The 17,328-nt window shown below is 58.8% G+C and carries 20 protein-coding genes and 1 pseudogene; 1 reads left to right on the top strand and 20 read right to left on the bottom strand.

Annotated elements, in window-relative coordinates; all coding sequences use genetic code 11:
• Positions 1–169 precede the first annotated feature (169 nt).
• The 5 genes from purB to INF37_RS04710 all read right to left on the bottom strand — a co-directional run bounded on the left by purB (position 170) and on the right by INF37_RS04710 (position 5,737).
• On the bottom strand, positions 170–1,606 hold the full coding sequence (gene purB / locus INF37_RS04730; protein ID WP_193536761.1) for an adenylosuccinate lyase: 1,437 nt from the start codon (positions 1,604–1,606) through the stop codon (positions 170–172).
• 132 nt (positions 1,607–1,738) lie between these two features.
• Positions 1,739–2,938, bottom strand: a complete 1,200-nt coding sequence (hydF, locus tag INF37_RS04725; RefSeq protein WP_193536759.1) for a [FeFe] hydrogenase H-cluster maturation GTPase HydF — start codon at positions 2,936–2,938, stop codon at positions 1,739–1,741.
• Positions 2,939–2,956: 18 nt separating this feature from the next.
• Positions 2,957–4,375 carry a [FeFe] hydrogenase H-cluster radical SAM maturase HydG gene (gene hydG / locus INF37_RS04720; RefSeq protein ID WP_186963834.1) on the bottom strand — a complete coding sequence of 473 codons (1,419 nt, stop codon included), beginning with the start codon at positions 4,373–4,375 and terminating at the stop codon, positions 2,957–2,959.
• Positions 4,376–4,446: 71 nt separating this feature from the next.
• A complete protein-coding gene (gene hydE / locus INF37_RS04715; RefSeq protein WP_193536757.1) occupies positions 4,447–5,487 on the bottom strand; it encodes a [FeFe] hydrogenase H-cluster radical SAM maturase HydE in 1,041 nt (346 codons plus the stop codon).
• The gene (locus tag INF37_RS04710; protein WP_101693088.1) at positions 5,480–5,737 is read right to left on the bottom strand and encodes a TM1266 family iron-only hydrogenase system putative regulator; all 258 of its coding nucleotides are present in this window, start codon (positions 5,735–5,737) and stop codon (positions 5,480–5,482) included. Before INF37_RS04710 ends, hydE begins: the two co-directional genes overlap by 8 nt.
• 276 nt (positions 5,738–6,013) lie before the next feature.
• Between INF37_RS04710 and INF37_RS04705 the strand changes: the two genes are divergently transcribed.
• Complete coding sequence (locus INF37_RS04705; RefSeq protein ID WP_101693087.1) at positions 6,014–6,472, top strand: YhcH/YjgK/YiaL family protein; 459 nt, start codon at positions 6,014–6,016, stop codon at positions 6,470–6,472.
• Positions 6,473–6,531: 59 nt separating this feature from the next.
• On the opposite strand, the pseudogene INF37_RS04700 reads toward INF37_RS04705, so the two are convergent.
• The 15 genes and pseudogenes from INF37_RS04700 to INF37_RS04630 form a co-directional block, all read right to left on the bottom strand.
• Positions 6,532–7,041 (bottom strand): annotated as a pseudogene (locus INF37_RS04700) (manganese catalase family protein); the annotation flags it as partial.
• Positions 7,042–7,131: 90 nt separating this feature from the next.
• Positions 7,132–7,623 carry a phage holin family protein gene (locus tag INF37_RS04695; protein WP_193536755.1) on the bottom strand — a complete coding sequence of 164 codons (492 nt, stop codon included), beginning with the start codon at positions 7,621–7,623 and terminating at the stop codon, positions 7,132–7,134.
• A 1-nt stretch (position 7,624) separates the two neighbouring features.
• A complete protein-coding gene (locus INF37_RS04690) occupies positions 7,625–9,118 on the bottom strand; it encodes an N-acetylmuramoyl-L-alanine amidase (RefSeq protein ID WP_235964212.1) in 1,494 nt (497 codons plus the stop codon).
• A complete protein-coding gene (locus tag INF37_RS04685) occupies positions 9,115–9,828 on the bottom strand; it encodes a hypothetical protein (protein ID WP_193536753.1) in 714 nt (237 codons plus the stop codon). Before INF37_RS04685 ends, INF37_RS04690 begins: the two co-directional genes overlap by 4 nt.
• A gap of 8 nt (positions 9,829–9,836) precedes the next feature.
• Positions 9,837–10,841 (bottom strand): hypothetical protein, encoded by a 1,005-nt coding sequence (locus INF37_RS04680; RefSeq protein WP_193536751.1) that lies wholly within the window; start codon positions 10,839–10,841, stop codon positions 9,837–9,839.
• 9 nt (positions 10,842–10,850) lie between these two features.
• Positions 10,851–12,947 carry a hypothetical protein gene (locus INF37_RS04675; RefSeq protein WP_193536749.1) on the bottom strand — a complete coding sequence of 699 codons (2,097 nt, stop codon included), beginning with the start codon at positions 12,945–12,947 and terminating at the stop codon, positions 10,851–10,853.
• Positions 12,947–13,315, bottom strand: coding sequence for a hypothetical protein (locus tag INF37_RS04670; RefSeq protein WP_193536746.1), 369 nt, complete (start codon positions 13,313–13,315; stop codon positions 12,947–12,949). Before INF37_RS04670 ends, INF37_RS04675 begins: the two co-directional genes overlap by 1 nt.
• A complete protein-coding gene (locus tag INF37_RS04665; RefSeq protein ID WP_193536745.1) occupies positions 13,316–14,758 on the bottom strand; it encodes a hypothetical protein in 1,443 nt (480 codons plus the stop codon).
• The gene (locus tag INF37_RS04660; RefSeq protein WP_193536743.1) at positions 14,745–14,903 is read right to left on the bottom strand and encodes a hypothetical protein; all 159 of its coding nucleotides are present in this window, start codon (positions 14,901–14,903) and stop codon (positions 14,745–14,747) included. The genes INF37_RS04665 and INF37_RS04660 overlap by 14 nt, the downstream gene beginning before the upstream one ends.
• Positions 14,904–15,013: 110 nt before the next feature.
• A complete protein-coding gene (locus tag INF37_RS04655) occupies positions 15,014–15,370 on the bottom strand; it encodes a hypothetical protein (protein ID WP_193536741.1) in 357 nt (118 codons plus the stop codon).
• A 2-nt stretch (positions 15,371–15,372) separates the two neighbouring features.
• Positions 15,373–15,957 (bottom strand): hypothetical protein, encoded by a 585-nt coding sequence (locus tag INF37_RS04650; RefSeq protein ID WP_193536738.1) that lies wholly within the window; start codon positions 15,955–15,957, stop codon positions 15,373–15,375.
• Positions 15,957–16,334 carry a hypothetical protein gene (locus INF37_RS04645; protein WP_193536736.1) on the bottom strand — a complete coding sequence of 126 codons (378 nt, stop codon included), beginning with the start codon at positions 16,332–16,334 and terminating at the stop codon, positions 15,957–15,959. The genes INF37_RS04650 and INF37_RS04645 overlap by 1 nt, the downstream gene beginning before the upstream one ends.
• On the bottom strand, positions 16,327–16,755 hold the full coding sequence (locus tag INF37_RS04640; RefSeq protein ID WP_207730440.1) for an HK97-gp10 family putative phage morphogenesis protein: 429 nt from the start codon (positions 16,753–16,755) through the stop codon (positions 16,327–16,329). The genes INF37_RS04645 and INF37_RS04640 overlap by 8 nt, the downstream gene beginning before the upstream one ends.
• Complete coding sequence (locus INF37_RS04635; protein ID WP_193536734.1) at positions 16,752–17,042, bottom strand: phage head closure protein; 291 nt, start codon at positions 17,040–17,042, stop codon at positions 16,752–16,754. Before INF37_RS04635 ends, INF37_RS04640 begins: the two co-directional genes overlap by 4 nt.
• Positions 17,039–17,311: a hypothetical protein gene (locus INF37_RS04630; RefSeq protein WP_193536732.1), complete on the bottom strand. Its 273-nt coding sequence runs from the start codon at positions 17,309–17,311 to the stop codon at positions 17,039–17,041. Before INF37_RS04630 ends, INF37_RS04635 begins: the two co-directional genes overlap by 4 nt.
• Positions 17,312–17,328: the final 17 nt, after the last annotated feature.

Genomic DNA, 17,328 nt, shown 5'->3' with positions numbered 1-17,328 from the left:
TGCATCGTGATATTGCTATTATAGCACACTTATTGCCTTTCTACAATGTAATTTCAAGAAAAACAAGTCTCAAAAGACTTCATAAGAAAATTAATGTAAATATAAAACAGAAAACAGAAAAGAAAGAATGCAGTCCGCAAAATAATACGGACTGCATTCGTCTGCTATGTTATACCTTAAGCTCGGTTTCCTTCTGGCTCAAAGCGGCGGCGTGGGCCTCTAGAACGGGATTGACATACTCGTTCAGGAAGTCGGTCACCTGCTCGGGGCACCGGCCGATGTAGCGGCTGGGCTCCAGATGGGCGGTCAGCTCCTCCCGGCTCATGCCGAACATGGGGTCGGCCGCGATGAGATCGATCAGGTTGTTGCTCAGGCCCAGATCCTTGACGTTTCGGCCGGCCTCCAGGGAGTGGACGCGGATGCGCTCGTGGAGCTCCTGGCGGTTTCCGCCCCGCTTGACGGCGTCCATCATGATGTTTTCGCTGGCCATGAAGGGCAGCTCCTCCAGCACGTGCTTCTCAATGACCTTCTCATGCACAACCAGGTTGGAGGCCACATTGCTGTAAATGTTCAGGATGGCGTCCACAGCCAGGAAGGCCTCGGGCACGGAGATGCGCTTGTTGGCGGAGTCGTCCAGGGTGCGCTCAAACCACTGGGTGGCGGCGGTGACCGCGGGATTGGCGGCGTCGGCGATCACATAGCGGGCCAGAGAGCAGATGCGCTCGCACCGCATGGGATTGCGCTTGTAGGGCATGGCGGAAGAGCCGATCTGGTTCTTCTCAAAGGGCTCCTCCACCTCCTTGAGGTGGCAGAGCAGGCGCAGATCGGTGGCGAACTTGCTGGCGGACTGGGCGATGCCGGACAGGGTGGCCAGGACGGCCGCGTCCACTTTGCGGGAGTAGGTCTGGCCGGAGACCGGGGTGACGGCGTCAAAGCCCATCTCCCGGGCGATCCGGCGGTCCAGCTCCTTGCACTTCTCATGGTCGCCCTCAAAGAGCTCCAGGAAGCTGGCCTGGGTGCCGGTGGTGCCCTTGCAGCCCAGCAGGCGCAGGCTGGAGATCCGGTACTCGACCTCCTCCAGATCCATCAGAAGCTCGTTCATCCAGAGGGTGGCACGCTTGCCTACGGTGACCAGCTGCGCGGGCTGGAAATGGGTAAAGCCCAGGGTGGGCAGCGCCTTGTACTCGTCCGCGAACTTGGCCAGATGGGCCAGGACCTGGACCAGCTTGTCCCGTACCAGCTCCAGACCCTCCCGCATCAGGATCACGTCGGTGTTGTCACCCACATAGCAGCTGGTGGCGCCCAGGTGGATGATGGGCATGGCCTTGGGGCAGATGGCGCCGAAGGCGTGGATGTGAGCCATCACATCGTGGCGGAGCTGACGCTCCTTCTCGGCGGCCAGATCGTAGTCGATCTCGTGGAGGTGGGCCTCCATCTCATCGATCTGGTCCTGGGTGACCGGAAGGCCCAGCTCCATCTCGGCCCGGGCCAGGGCGATCCAGAGCCGCCGCCAGGTGGTGAACTTTTTGTCGGGAGAAAAAATATATTGCATCTCATCGCTGGCGTAGCGCGAGGAGAGCGGACTCTCATATACCTGCTTACTCATTTCAGAAACCCCTTTGTGCGTCAGTTTCGGAGCGGGCGGGCGCATTCCGCCCTACTCCAACGACCTTATCTTAAAAAGTATAGCATAAAATGAAAATCCTCACAAGTCATTCCTTTTCTCCCGGCGCGACGGTCACAGCGGAGCGCCCGACGCAGCAAAGGGCTCCAGCGTGCGGGGCAGGATCCCGTTGAGATAGGCGATCAGAATGCCGTAGTTGGTGATGGGGACCCCCTGGTCGGCCGCCGTGCGCTGGCGGAACTTCATCTCCTTCTCCCCCAGCGTGCAGCCGCCGCAGTGGATGACCAGCTTGTACTCGCTCAGATCCTCCGGGAAATCCCGGCCGGAACAGAAGGTGAAGGCGGGCTCTACCCCGGTAAACTTGCGGACCCAGCGGGGCAGCTTGACCGTGCCGATGTCCTCGCACTGCCGGTGATGGGTGCAGCCCTCCGCGATCAGGACCTTGTCCCCGTCCCGCAGCTGGGATACGGCCTGGGCGCCCTGGGTGGTGAGGGCCAGGTCCCCCTTATAGCGGGCCATCAGGATGGAGAAGGAGGTCAGCCACACCGAGGGCGGGACCATCTTGGACACCGAGGCAAAGACCTGGCTGTCCGTGATGACCAGCTTGGGGGGCTGGCCCAGCTTGTCCAGCAGGAGGGGCAATTCGGTATCCCGGCACACCATGACACAGGCACCCGCCTCCAGGCAGTCCCGGATGGTCTGCTGCTGGGGCAGGATGAGCCGCCCCTTGGGGGCCGACCCATCCAGGGGGACCACCAGGACCACGGTGTCCCCCGTCTCCAGAAGATCGGCCACCAGGTGACGCTTCGGCTGCTCCTGCACTGCCGCCTTTGCGGCGGCCTCCCGGAGCTCATGGATGTGCAGGCCGGTCTGCGCGCTGGTCCAGATCGCATGCTCTTCCGGGGGCGGGACGGCGGGGAGCAGATCGGCCTTGTTCCAGACCAGGAGGAAGGGGATCTGCCGCTCCCGGATCAGGGCGAGCCACTCCTGCTCCTGGGGGCCCAGGGGCTGGGTGGCGTCGGCCACCAGGATGGCGAGATCGGCCTTGTTGAGGACCTGTTTGGTCCGGCGGACACGCAGGGCGCCCAACTCCCCCTCGTCGTCAAAGCCGGGGGTGTCGATGATCTGGACCGGACCCAGCGGCAAGAGCTCCATGGCCTTGTACACGGGATCGGTGGTGGTGCCCTTGGTATCCGACACGATGGACAGGTCCTGTCCGGTGAAGGCGTTGACCAGACTGGATTTTCCCACGTTCCGCCGGCCCAGGAAGGCGATGCGCAGGCGCTCGCCGGAAGGGGTGTCGTTCAAGCTCATATGTGTCCTCTCCCCGTCTTAGAACCGGAAGTCCCGCTGTCCCTGGGCGATCTGGGCCAGGTGCTCGGTGACGATCTCTTTCACCTTGGGATTCGTGATGTACTCCAGCTGCTTTGCGATGACCTGCTCGCCCGCTGCGCGGGTGGCGGGGGCGGCGTAGTCCTCCAGATACTCCTTGAGGGTCATCAGGGCGTTGGGAAGACAGCAGTTCTGGATCTGTCCCGCCTTGCACAGGGACATGAAGCGGTCTCCGGTCCGCCCCTCCCGGTAGCAGGCGGTGCAGAAGGACGGGACATAGCCCAGCTCCATGAGCCAGCGGACGATCTCATCCAGGGAGCGGTGGTCCGACACGTCGAACTGAGCGGAACTCTCCTCTTCGGGCTCCGCCTCCGCATAGCCGCCCACGCTGGTGCGGGAACCGCCGGAGATCTGGGAGACACCCAGGCCAAGGACGCGCTCCCGGACGGCCTGACTCTCCCGGGTGGAGATGATCATGCCGGTGTAGGGCACCGCCACCCGGATGCAGGCCACGATCTTGGCGAAAATATCGTCCGAGATGCCGTTATCAAAATCACCGGGGTCGATGTCGTCGGCCGGGCAGACCCGGGGCACGCTGATGGTGTGGGGACCCACCCCGAAGACGGCCTCCAGATGCTCCGCGTGCATCAGCAGCCCGGCAAATTCATAGCGGTAGAGCTCCAGACCGAAGAGCACGCCCAGACCCACATCGTCGATGCCGCCCTCCATGGCCCGGTCATGGGCCTCGGTATGATAGGCGTAGTTGCTCTTAGGGCCGGTGGGGTGCAGCTTTTCATAGCTCTCCTTGTGGTAGGTCTCCTGGAAGAGAATGTAGGTGCCGATGCCCGCCTCTTTCAGCTTCCGGTAGTCCTCCACCGAGGTGGCGGCAATGTTGACGTTGACCCGGCGGATGGCGCCGTTCTTGTGCTGGATGGAGTAGATGGTGTGAATGGACTCCAGAATATACTCCAGCGGATTGTGGACCGGGTCCTCCCCTGCCTCCAGAGCCAGGCGCTTGTGGCCCATGTCCTGGAGAGCGATGACCTCCGCCCGGATCTCCTCCTGGGTCAGCTTTTTGCGGGGGATGTGCTTGTTCTTGGCGTGATAGGGGCAGTAGAGGCAGCCGTTGACGCAGTAGTTGGACAGGTACAGGGGCGCGAACATGACGATCCGGTCGCCGTAGAAATCCTTCTTGATCTGCCGGGCCAGGGCAAAAATCTCCTGATTTTTGTCCTCCAGCTCACAGGCCAGCAGGACGGAGGCCTCCCGGTGGGTCAGGCCCTTGCGCAGCCGGGCCTTTTCCAGGATGGCGTCGATCACGGCCGCGTCTCTCTTATGGGCGTCGGCATAGGCGAGGCTGTCCAAAATCTCCTGATGGTCGATGAATTCTTCTGCTTTTCTGGACTTGGGATTATACATGGATGATCTCTTCCTCTCTTCTGGGTCAGGCGACAGTCCCTTCCCCATTAGTTTTTATCTCTTGGGTGTTTCTAATTCCCCGGGAAATCTCCGCGGTGGACCGCCACCGTGCAGCCGATGGAGGCCAGGCGCCGTTTCAGGCCGGCCAGATGTTCCGCGGCCTCCTCCCCGGTGCAGAGCTTATGGTCGTAGAGCGTATATTTCTCCCGGGTGGCGGGGGGCGACAGGTTGGGCATGACCACGTTGGCCCCCGCCTTGATCCCCAGCTCCCGCCCCTGGGGGTGGATGGTACCCAGCGCGGTGGTGGCCGGAAGAAGGACCCGGGGCAGCAGCAGACGCACCAGCGCCAGCAGAATGAGGGTATCCTCCAGCGTTCCGGCCGTCTCTCCGCCAAAGGGGGTGTCCTTCTGGGGGATGAAGGGGCCGATCCCCACCATATGGGGCTGGAACTCCTGCAAGAAACAGAAGTCGGCCGCAAGGGTGTCCGGGGTCTGCCCGGGAGAGCCCACCATAAATCCGGCCCCCACCTGGTAGCCGATCTCCTTCAGGGTGCGCAGACAGTCCAGCCGATGGCCCAGGGCCATCTCCGGGGGGTGCAGCATGGCGTAATGGGCGGCGTCCGCCGTCTCATGGCGCAGCAGGTAGCGGTCCGCGCCGGCGTCAAACCAGAGCTGGTAGACCGATCGCTCATACTCTCCGAAGGAGAGGGTGACGGCGCAGTCCGGCCAGTTGGCCTTGATGGCCCCTACCCACTCCGCGATCTGGTCCGGCGAGAGGCCGGGGTCCTCTCCCCCCTGGAGCACGAAGGTGCGAAAGCCCCACTCATACCCCCGGGCGCAGCAGTCCAGGATGGTGTCCCGCTCCAGGCGGTAGCGGCTCACCGCGGGATTGCCCCGGCGAATGCCGCAGTAGAGGCAGTTATTCTTGCAGATATTGGTGCATTCGATGAGACCGCGGACGTAGATGGCGTCCCCATACCAGCGGCGCCGCTCCGCCTCGGCCCGGCCGAAAAGGAGCGCCTGGTCCAGGGACCGGCGCCGTGCCAGCAGCGCCCGCCACTCCTCCCGGCTCAGATGGTGCTCCTCGATCAGCTTTTCCAGCAGCTCATCCATTGGGCAGCTTGGAATAGATGGCCTTGCAGGTCACGCCGGGCAGCATGCCCACCTTCCCGGACAGCGCGCTGATGGCGTCCGAGGGCGCATCCAGCACGATGGAGATGATGTTGCAGCCCCGCTGCCGGTAGGGCAGTCCCATCCGGCCGATGATATAGTCCTTGTATTGATGGAGCAGCTCGTTGAGCTTTTCCACGGAATCCGCATTCTCGACCACTACGCCGAGAAGGGCCACGCGCGATTCTTCCATAGATCGGTTCCTCCTTGTAACGCACGAAAAATGGACGCACCGAAAGAAGGTGCGCCCATACGGAAAACCAGTATTCTGCACAACCCTTCCCCGTCAGGGAGCATCTCCCTTTCGCGTCAGCGTTGCCTTGATTATACTGCTCATTTCAGTTTTTGTAAAGGCTTCTTTTTTCAGAAAATCTTTTTCATCCATGGCTGGATTTCCGGTTGAATTTATGCGCCAAAAGACGTACTATATAAGCGAAACGATTTGGAAAGCAAAAGGAGGAATGGAACGATGGTGATCGATCGGGTAAAGAATGCCGCCGTCTACTATGGCCTGGGGGAGCGCTTCCAGAAGGCGCTGGAATGGATGGTGCAGGCCGACCCTTCCAGCATGGTGCCGGGAGAGAAATGTACCATTGACGGGGAGAATATTTTTGCCACGCTCTTTGAGGTGGACACCCTGCCCCGGGAGGAGTCCCAGCTGGAGGGCCACAAGCGGTATGCGGACATCCAGTACCTCCTGGAGGGCAGCGAGTGCGTGGGCTACGCCCAGAACGGTACCGTACCGGTGACGGTCCCCTATGATCCCCAGAAGGACATCGGCTTCTGGAACGGGGACTGGGATACCCTGAAGCTGGAGGCCGGCATGTTCTATATCGTCTGGCCGGACGATCTCCATGCCCCCCGTGTGGCCTGCGGGGCGCCCGCTCCGGTCAAGCGCATGGTGGTAAAAGTGAAGCTGGACCCGTAAAAAATGCAGGACCCAAGTCAGAACAAAGACTTGGGTCCTGTTTTGCCGGTGGATGGTCCCTATCGGTCCAGCACGGGGTTCATATAGTAGACATTCTTCTGGTTCATCTTGTCCTTGGCCAGCTGGATGGCCTCGCCAAAGCGCTGGAAATGTATGATCTCCCGCTCGCGCAGGAAGCGGATGACGTCGCTGACGTCGGGGTCGTCCGACTGCCGCAAGATGTTATCGTAGGTGACGCGGGCCTTCTGCTCGGCGGCCAGGTCCTCGGTCAGATCACAGATGATGTCGCCCTTGACTCCGATATAGGAGGCGGTCCAGGGAGCGCCGGATGCCGCCGCGGGATATACGCTGGCCCCGTGGTCCGTGAAGTAGGGGGCGAAGTTCCCCATTCTGGGATCGTCCGGCGAGAGCTTCCGGGTGAGCTGATAGACGATGGTGCCCACCATCTCCAGGTGGCCCAGCTCCTCTACGCCGATGTCGGTGAGCAGTCCCTTGAGCTCGGGATAGGGCATGGAGTAGCGCTGGCTGAGATAGCGGATGGACGCGCCCAGCTCCCCGTCTGGTCCACCTTATATCAATAAACTATTATTTTAAGAGAAGAACAAAGGATGGGAACAAAATGCCCGCAGGGATTGCCTGCGGGCATTTTTGTCATCGCGCTATTCTGCTTTATCCCCAGGGACCACCTTATCCCCTGCTTCATCGACCGCCGTCCTGGCTGCGGCCAGGCCCTTCACCAGGATCTCCGGCACGTCCACCCCCAGGGCCACCATATTCTCCACAATGCTGGTCAGCTCATTCAAGATATAGACAGCCAACGTAAACCATCCGATGAGCTGCAGAAAGCCAAGGTTGATTCCCAGCACCGTGCCCAGGTCCATGAGGACGAAGGAAACACCGAAGGACAGAGAGACAATCACCCAATAGCTGAACTTCTTCACAATACCCCGTGCTCCCTTGGCACTGGACAGGGTACCAGTAGCCCGGGCCTTCATCAGGCCATAGATGTAGTCAATCACGTTCAGACCCAAGAACAGCGCGAACACAGGCCAATGAACCCCGAAAACGTATGTAAGCCCGGAAACGATGGCCGCGCCGATCAGGTTCGCCTTATCCGCAAATGCGGAGAAGACGGAAGGAATGTTCTCCATATCAGTTGCTCTCCTTTCGAATGTACTCCGCCATGGCGTGGATCAAGCACACCACATTGGCGTCCGCGTAGCCGCTGCCGGTCTTCCAGTAGTCCGGGCTCTTCACAATCCCGGCCCGGGCCAGCACCTCCACGTCGGTGTCCAAGTCGGACACCGGGGGCTTCTCCCCTTCACACAGCCGCAGGAAAGCCTCCCAGCCGCCGGGCGTGTTCCGGATCGTTCGGGGGCAGTCCTTGCCGTTCCAGTGGTGGTGCTGCACTACCCGCTCCAGGGGGATACTGTGCTCCGCCATCAGGAGGCGCACCAGAGAGGCAGCGTTCTGCTTGGCCTTCTCAAAGTTTCCGCCCTCATTGACGCAGATCTCGATGCCGATGCTCTTGGTGTTGCCGGGGCCCTTGGCTCCGTCCCCGGCGTGATAGGCCGTCTCGGTATCCGGCAGGTGCTGGACGATGGCGTGGTCGTCCACCGTGTAGTGCCAGCTCACCATATTTTTGTAAGCACTATACCCCTTCAGGTAAGAGGCGTGGGCCGCCGCGTCCGCCCCCCTGGCTGCGTTACCAGTCTCGTGGATGGTTAGATAACTGCACAGATTGATGCCGCCAGGACGATTCTTTCGGCCCTGTGGGATATAGTCGGTCTGAATGGCGATGCCGCTGTCGGTGGTCCGCTGAGGGGCCTTTACCGGCTCCAGGTAGTCCAGAGAGACCCAGCCCTTGTCCGTGCGTCCCCAGCCGTCCCGCTCCTCCAGAACGACAACCACCATGCCGCAGGGGTAGGCTCCCGTCTTTCCGTAGCCCGTACCCGGGCCGCTGCGGATGTTGACGCCGATGGACGGCGTGACCTTGTACTGTTTGCTCATGGTATCCTCCTTGTCCGGCGGCTCAGCGCCGTCTTTTCGTTTGTAGATCAGCAACCAGGACCGGCAGATGCGCCGCTGGCTGGGTGTCACCTCCAGTCCCGGCCCAAGGGTGCCCTGGGATGACCAGGAGCCGTCCCACCGGAGGATGTGGACGCACCCGCGCGCCCGGAGGGCCTCCTCCAAGGAGTCCGTGGTTTCCGGCGTATCTTTGGAGCACAACAGCACTACCACCGTGCCGTCAGCCTTTACGCCGGTATAGGTCCAGCCATTGCGCCCGCCGTCCTTGTCGGTATACCGTCGGCCGTTGATATCCACCGGCGGGCAGCCGATGGCGTAATCATAAACGGTCTGGTCCTCGGTGCCGATGGTGAGGCGGCCCGCCTCGTCGATCAAGATGCCGTACTCGTGGTATTTGGGTCGCAGACCCCACGCGCCGCCGATCATGATTGCGCTCTGATGGGCGTATGCTTTTGCCTTGCCGGGGATGTTTGTCAGCGCGAAGAGTGCCAGGTTGACCACGCCCACGCAGTTTGGTCCCTGCTCTGCCTTGATTTGCTTCCAGGTGAGACGCTTCACATTATCGTACAGATGAAAACGGTATTTATCTTGCTGGTATTCCGCGATTTTGTAACTCATGCGATCTCCTCCCACTGCCACATACTGGGCGTATCCGGCGGCCAGACACAGGGGGTCATGCTACCGCCCACGGCCACCCGGTACACCTTGTCTTTGTACGAATAGTGCTTTCCGGCAATGCAGTCCATCCCCAGCACCCACGGGATGGGATCATCCGCCGTCCCGGCGTGTTGCTGGTCAATGGGGCGGTAGACCGCCAGCATGCCATCCCCGTGGGGCGGCTGGCCTTCCTGAGGCGTGACATCCTGCTCCACGCGGTAGAGCTGGGCTCCGTCCTGGAGAATGCGGCCCGCCGGGAGCTCCTTCCCCGCTGCCAGGACATCCTCCCATGTAGGAAACAGATCCGGCATCTGGAGGGCCGTGGCGTCCTCGATGTCCACGGCGGCCGAAGCAAAGGCCATGACCGCCGCCTCCATCTGACTGGTGCGGGACGGACGCGCCGGATGGATGGCCGCCCGGTCGGCCTCGATCTCCTCCGCCGTGCGCTCCACCGCTTTGCCGTCCACCAGCTTGTACCGCGGGATGCCGTCCTCGGTGTACAACCCACCGTCAAAGTAATGGCTCTGGCACAGGTTGTACCTATCTCCCGTACCTTCGTCAATCTCGATCCACCCTGATAGGGCTGCCGGGGTGGTATAGCCTCCATCGCAGAGTGTGATCCGTCCGCGCTCGTCGGCCTTAACATAGACTTTCGACTTTATAATTTCCATATGTCACCTCACAGGTTAGCGTCCAATATAGCTCGCTCCACATTTACCTCGATGTGAACACCATCAGCCAAAGTCAATCCGTGCGCCTCTTTTGTGGCGCGTACTCTGATTGCATTCGAGGAAATACCAACAACGCTAAGGGAAAAACCACTTTGTGTCCCTTTTGCGTCTGCATATACAATAAAATCGCTCTGTGTTAGAGCCGGAGTTGTTCTCATTTCTACCGGAACAGGGATGGAAAAGTCGATGTAGTTCGGCTGAAAATGGACAGCGGGTGAGATAAAATACCTCCATAGTGCAAGCTGGCGCCTCTGGCACTCCGATAGTTCCCATCCATAGTGCAGGGTATCAAAAAGATGTACACCGCCAGACTTATCCATCCATCCAAGCGTGTGGAAGGTGCCCTCCTCCATCTTTGCGGCGTACATCCGAATTTTGCACCCCTTGCCGCATACAAAAACAAATTTCAGGGAGGAGGTCAGCGTCCCGGCGGTGTCCGTCAGTGAACAAAAGCCCTTTTCGGCCGGAATGGCAACATCTTTTTTGTACTCGTCAAAGATGTTCGTGATGTAGCAATACTCTGTCCCGCTGATCCGCTCGGCCAGCGCGGACAGAGTGAGGGTCTTACCACTGTAATTGGAAGGTGCTTCCACGGTGCACTCAAACGTTGCAAAGTTTCCAGACGGCGCCTCCAACTCGATGCAGTCGTCTTTTACAGTCAGTGTACCGCTGTTCAGCTTCCAGCCGTCAATGGTGTAGCCGTCCGCATAACTGAGCTTCCCCCGCTGATTTATCGGGAAAATTCCGCTTCCCTTCTGGCTTCCTCCGCCGACAAAGAAACCGTTACGGAGGAGTGTGGGCCGCACTCCCGCCCCCAAATTGGCAAGCGCCTCCTGCGGTGTCTTTGCCCCGCCCAGGGCATCTATGGCGTCGTCGATCTCCTGGGCGGAGTGGTCAAATTCCGTCACCTGGGTCAGGATGCCGTTGACCATGATTTCTGTGGTATGTGCCATGTTACCTCCTCAATAATAGACCAGTACCAGGCCTGGGGCCCCGTCACCGCCCTCGCCGCCGTCTCCGCCAGATCCACCCAGACCAGACCACTCGCTGGACGAGTCGGGTCCTTTTGCGGGGCCGCCGCCACCGCCGCCTCCACCGCCGTGTCCGGCACCTCCTCCCTGCCCACGTCGGAGTCCGTTGTCGGCTTTTACCGGGGTAGCTCCATCGCCTCCATCGCCGCCGTCCGCAAATGGCTGGCTGCTCACGTTTCCGCTCTCGCCATCGTTTCCGTTTACACCAGCAGCAGCTCCTCCACCGAGGCCGCCAAGGCCGTAGTAGCTGCTATAATGGTCGCTTTCACCCTGTTCGCCCGGACGATAGATCACACCCTTGTACTCCACGTCCTCGCCGGGCACGACCTCTGTGCCGCTCTCTCCGGCTCCGGAGCCTCGCCCGCCGTGGATGCCGCTGATGCCTACGTCTCCATAAATCGATCCGTCAAAGAGATTGACGTAGCCCTCCGGGGCGCTGCGGCCATTTGCAGAAGAGAGTACCCCAAAGGTGGTCTCACCGCCCGGCTCAGCTTCCGCGTCCAAGGTAGCTCCCTTTCCGCCAGGGCCGATCTTTACCCCAAAGTGCTGTCCGGGCGAGGCATGGATGGTCTCTACATAGATCTTGCCGCCGTTGCCTGGCGTGCCGGGCGCGCCTCCCTCGCCGGCGGTGCCGTACTTGTCGGTGGATGCTTTCCCACCCTTTTCGCCTGGGCTTCCCAGGTCACCGCCGTCGCCCCCGCCGATGACTACCACCCGGGCCTTGCCCTTGCACTCCGGCGGCATGACAAAGTCGGTGTCCTCGGTCAGGACCGCCACGTGCTCGTAGTAGTTGCCCGACGCGGTGGGGATATAGCCGGAGACAATGGTGGCTCGTGCTTTCATTATGGCCGACATTGTCACATCGAGCTCCGTTATATACCCTTGCGCGCTGTCTCCGAAAGGGTCGGTAAATTTAACCGCATCTCCGGATTTCTGTGTTGTCATCACGATGTCCGCTTCGATCTCACTGGCAGACCCATAGTAAGCCATGAGCCGATCAGCGACATTTTCAGAGTTGAGCAGGTTCACAAGAGTACAGGCGCTTGATGGTATGATATTCGGAGATCCAGAGGTCTTTTGCCCCCTCGACAGCACCCGCTCGGTGTGCGTGTATTTTTGTCCAGTCAGTACCGCTGCAGAGGATGGCCCGATAACGGCGTAGTTGGCTCCACTCTCCAGTATCGTCACGTTGTCAGCCTGAAGATCATGCATGGGCTCAGAAAAGTCCACCAATACGCCCATCATCCTGGCCCCTTTCGGCGTTACTATTGATTCTGCCGCCGCTTCTCCATCAAATAGAGTGACACGCTCATCCGCTGTTAAGGCCATGAATGTATGCTCCGTGATATTTATTCCGGAGGCCGGCGAAAGCCCCGCCACGCTTCCACCCTGGTATACCTCGTCTGCGGTTATTTCATACGGTTCTCGTCCTCTCTGAGGCTCAATTACCACCGCGCCCGTGCGGTCCTTCCGTATCTGCCCACCCATAGCGAAGAGGACGTCTCTGAGAGCGTCCCGCCTGGACGACTTTTTGAGCCAGCCGAAAACGGGCTGCTCCCCCAGAACCGGGTCAATGGTGTACGAAAATATGCCATGTACAATGTCAGCGACAAGTTCCCCCACAGAAATGCCAGTGTACACCCCGCCATAGTAGGTATCCGTCAGCAGCAGCCCAATGGCGGAGATCGCCTGCATTTTGTAGTCATAAGGACCGACGCGTGTAATTTTCTCCAGATAAAAGAGGCCGAACAGGTCACCCTCGTGAGTATACGTCACGGTCTCTCCGTAGTCATATTTTTTCAGTCCCGTGTCACTGGTGGCGGCGGCCAAAAGCTCGCCGTTCGCGGCAGCCAGCATACCGTCAACGGCCAAAAGCCGGACCTGAAGTTGGTAGTCCTTGACCACTGCGGTGAGCGTGTCCACCCCCAGGCTCTCAGCTACAAGGCTATCCGAGACAAAGGCCGACGTGGACACAAGCGACTCGTCAGCAGTGGTATAGGTTTTCCCGCAGGCTTTCAGCTCGTCCATCACTTTTCCTCCAGGGTCAGTGCCCATCCCTCACAGTACAGAACTCCTTCTCGTACCGGCGTCCGCGCCGCCGCTGACAGAGTTGGAATCATTTGAACCGATTCTTTTTTTCCACTCCTTGGTCGTATGTATTCGGCAGTCACATACGGTAGGCTGCACTCCACGGCAAGTGCCAGATATACATCTTCCGGCACTCCATTTCCAGTAAGGTCAAAGTGATCCTTTACCTTTACCAGATCCACGATGGTACTTCCTCCCTGTGACACTCCGCTATTCGGGCCTTCCACTCTTACAGGGTAATAGGATATTCCCCACTTGTTGAAGGCAGTGGAGAAGTCCTTCCCGTTGATTTTTATATTGAACCTCACCTAACCGCCTCCCACAAGAGAACCTCCGCGCAGAAGCATTTCCCTCTGGTTATACTTGTATTGCCTCCGTGCCATCACCTGTCCATCCATTGTTTCGGTGATATTTATTACGATCTGCTGATTGTCTCCATGCGACTGCCCTCGTCTAACTGCATCCATAAGTTCCGATACACTTGCCGCATTCAGCACAGATTCGCCTCGATGCAGCACGGCCTTATAGCCGTCGTATGGGACATACGGCAGTCCGGATGCATGGGATCCGTCCGGATCTTCCCCGGACATCTCCTTCTTTCCAGATCTCCAGAAAAACAGTTTATCCGCCAGCCAGTCCACTTTATTTTGGACCCATCCTGATATATCTGCCCATACTCCCTTGATTCCGTCCCACAGCTTGCCCATGAGCTCAGACCCCACGTCCAGCAGCTCGCCACCTAGCTCCAGGAACGCGTCAACCAGCTGGTCTATGATTTCTGGGGCCTGCTCCAGCAGGTATGGCAGATTTTGGATCAGACCCTTAACAATGGCCACAATTACGTCAATGCCAAAACTGAGGAAGTCGGGCAGCTTCTGCACAATCTTGTCCACCATGTTCTGGATGGACCGCTGGAGCTGCTCCTCCGCCCCATCCACTCCATTGGTGAAGTCCACAAAGGCGTTGACAATGTCGGCGATAGCTGGCCCGAACTCGCTCAGCAGTTTGGTTTTAACGTCGGCCACGGCTCCGCCCAGCTTCGCCATAGCCTCATCCAGCTGGAGCTGGGCATCACGGGCAGCCAGGGTCTGTGCGCTATTCTCTTTAAAGGCCTCCGTGGCGCCCTGGTACGTGGTGGACAGGGTCTCCGTGATTAACTTGTTTCTCTCCTGCTCGGTACCGCAGGCGGCCAGCTTCTCGTTGAACTCGTCCTCACTGATTCCAGCCCAGTTGAGTGCGTCTGCCAGTGCACCTGTGACCTGTCCTACCTTTGCGGTCTCATTGGATGCCTCGATTAAGGAGTTAATTGGGAGGGCATCTCCAAATGTACCGGTCACGCCTGCGGCTATATCCGTCCACTTCGCCACGTCCTCGGTGCTGGTCGCCAGCTTGGCCAGGAGCTGCCCTGCCTCCGTCGCGGTATCCGAATCTCCGATTACAGAGTACAATCCGTTATAGGCTTGCTTTGCAAGCTCTGCACTACCACCGGCGGCCTCCCATGCAGTTGTCAGCTTCTCCTGGTTCTCTCGGTACTCCTTGGTCTTTTCATCCATCTGGAGGAGGGCCCCCACCACAGCCGTGGCGGCACCGGCGGCAGCCACAGCCAGACCCGCTCCCCACTTGGCTGCGGTCGTGATGCCCTTCCCCAGGGTGCCCGCAAACTTTTTGGCCTTGCTCTCCGTTTTGCTTATGGAGTTCTCCGCCTCGTCAGTTTTGATAAGGACGGAGCCGAACAGCTTAAATATTTCCATGGTCGCGCGTCACCTCCCAGGCCCGCATGATACTACCCACTTCATCCATAATCTCCTCTGTGGGCTTGTCTGGCTTCGGCGTTAGCTCCGCCCGGAAGTCGTTGAAACTCATGTGCTGGTATCCGTTGATCCAGCGCTGGAACATGCGCTCCGTCTCCTCCGCCTCCATAGCGTGAAGAAGCAGAGCTATTCCGTCCTCTGCATCCATTTCAAGTATTGAGCGGGTATCATGGTATCTCCGGTGGAGTAGGTCGGTCAGTCCTTCCCAAGGATGCCGGAGACAGAACCGAAAAAAGTCGTCAGGTTGTTGGCCTCTGCGATTTCTTTCAGTGCGTGTAGGAGCGCGTCCAGCTCCATGGCCGCCACGTCCTCCGCTGTGCACTCCAATGGACCTGCCAGGAATTTATACACAAGGGCCTCCGCCTTTGGCTCCACCGCTGCTTCTATGACGGCCAGGACCCCGTCAACGCCCACCTGAGTTACGTCCACAGGCTCCCCCCCATCCTTTTTCTTTGCCACTGCGGTGACAATGCTGCGCAGCTGTTCCCTGGCGTCTGTGGCCTTTACCAGACGGCAGAAGTTAAAAATGTCAGAAGTGTTGAGCTTTCTCACGGTCAGGCCACCTCCGGGTAATAAATCTCAAAGGGCGGGTTATCCAGCTCGTCGGGGTCATAGTGGCCGGTGAAGGTCAGGGAGATGGTTCCCTCCGCCTTGTCCGCCATGGTCAGGCTCAGGCCGTTGGTGCAAATTGCATTTTTGACCACGATGATTACCGGCTTGTCAGATCCAGACAGCTTGCCAATCCATGCGATATTTTCCAGATAATCACTCAGCTTGATCTCGTTATTTGCGGTAATCTTGTTGTATCCTTCCGGCGTGGCCTCGGTCGGCGCGGTGTTGGAGCTCGCCAGTGCCAGTGCCATGGTTTCCGCGCTGATCTCCTTCACGTTGGCTGTGATAGTTACCACCCATTCATCCATTGCCTCAAGGCCTTTCGCAGCACCCTTCACTCCGTCAATTTCAATTCTTCGGATGGTAGGCACGGCGGAAAAGCTCCCTCCGCCCTGTGTGGCTCCGATTACTTTCGTGTCCTTGATCGTCTCCCATGTGTCGGTCGCCGGGTCAAAGTCCTTCACAAAAGCTCCTGCGTCCAGCAGGAGCTTTTTAGCGGTATTTGCATTGAATCCGGTAAAGGCCATTACTTATCTCTCCTTTCGGTCATGTGAATCTCAATCAGAAGTCGTCTGCGAATAATCGACCGGTCCTCCTCTGTCACAGGCTGCCGCCGGTCAACGTATGTGGAAAACTGGATTTCATCGTTCAGGTAATACCACTTATCAAAAAGCGCCTCCGCCTGGTCCGCTATGGTCTCGCACAGCTCTGTATTCGTCCCGTAGTCCATGCAGTTGATCTCCAACTCCAAGGTTTCCATGTCGTCTACTGAACCGATCGTCTCTAGTGTATAAACGATATACGGGCGGGCGGTTTCATCTCCCGCCTGCCCGTATTCTACTCGGGGGCATGCGGTGCGCAGTCTCGCCGTTATGGCCCTTCGCAAGTCCGAAGTTTTACTCACCTTGATATTCCCCCTCGTCTATCAGTGACAGAGCATGCTGCTCGTCCTCAATTGCAGACAGGTATGCTCCCTCAATGTCCCGTATAGTCTTGATGTTATCTTTGACGGTATTATAAAGTGCGCCTATTTTTGGCTGCTTCTCCGTCCCCAGCTCCTGGAAACCGCCGTAAAATCCGCCCGGCTTGAATCCAACCTGCAGGTCGCCATCTTTCTTACGGACCCAATACTGTGTATTTTTTGCCACGCGCCCGGTCCTCCGCTTTATCTGTTTTCTGGCTCGGTTGCAGATAAAGCGACCAACATCCCGAAGGGCGGCGCGGGTCAGCTCCCGCAGGGTGTAATTTACCCGGTCCACATTGGAGGTAAACTCCACGCCGTCCTTCTTGATTTTTACGATCCCATTCGGGATGCTCACGATCATACCTCCGCTACGGTCAGCTCGATGGACTGGTCTTCTCCCCGGTAGGTGTCCACCACCCGGAAAGTTTTGCCCTCATATTCCACCTTCTCCTGGCCGTTGTAGTCATAGCGATCCTGGAGGACGAATCGGTACTTTGGACGGATACCCACTGCCATTGCCTGGAGTTTGTAGGACGCGCCCACGGACTTGACGCGGGCAAATACGTCCACCTTGGCCTCCACCTCTACCTCGTCCCCGATGTCGTTCACCGTTGTGGTGCCACCCACCAGCGTGATCACCTCGTTCACGGCTTTACACCTCCGTTATACTCAGGAATCAGAGACAGGGCGCTTTTCAGATCGACATAGGCTTTCTGGTACTGGTCCGCCTTTCCCATGTAGTCGAACTGCCAGCGTGCGTATTGCTTGATCGCCTGCCCTATCAGGGCGTCATCCACGGCCTGGACTCCAGCAGTGCCAAGGTCCAAAACCGCAGCGTCGATGGTACTCTGTACCTCATCATCCAGCTTGCTGGAGGTCACGCGGATAGCCACTTTCACTTCTTCAACTGTGATCACTCAACGATTCCCTCCTT

This window comes from Pseudoflavonifractor gallinarum (genome assembly GCF_014982855.1).
Taxonomy (GTDB): domain Bacteria; phylum Bacillota; class Clostridia; order Oscillospirales; family Oscillospiraceae; genus Pseudoflavonifractor_A; species Pseudoflavonifractor_A gallinarum.
The sequence above is the reverse complement of the archived record's forward strand: the minus strand, read 5'-3'. Positions and strand labels throughout refer to the sequence as shown.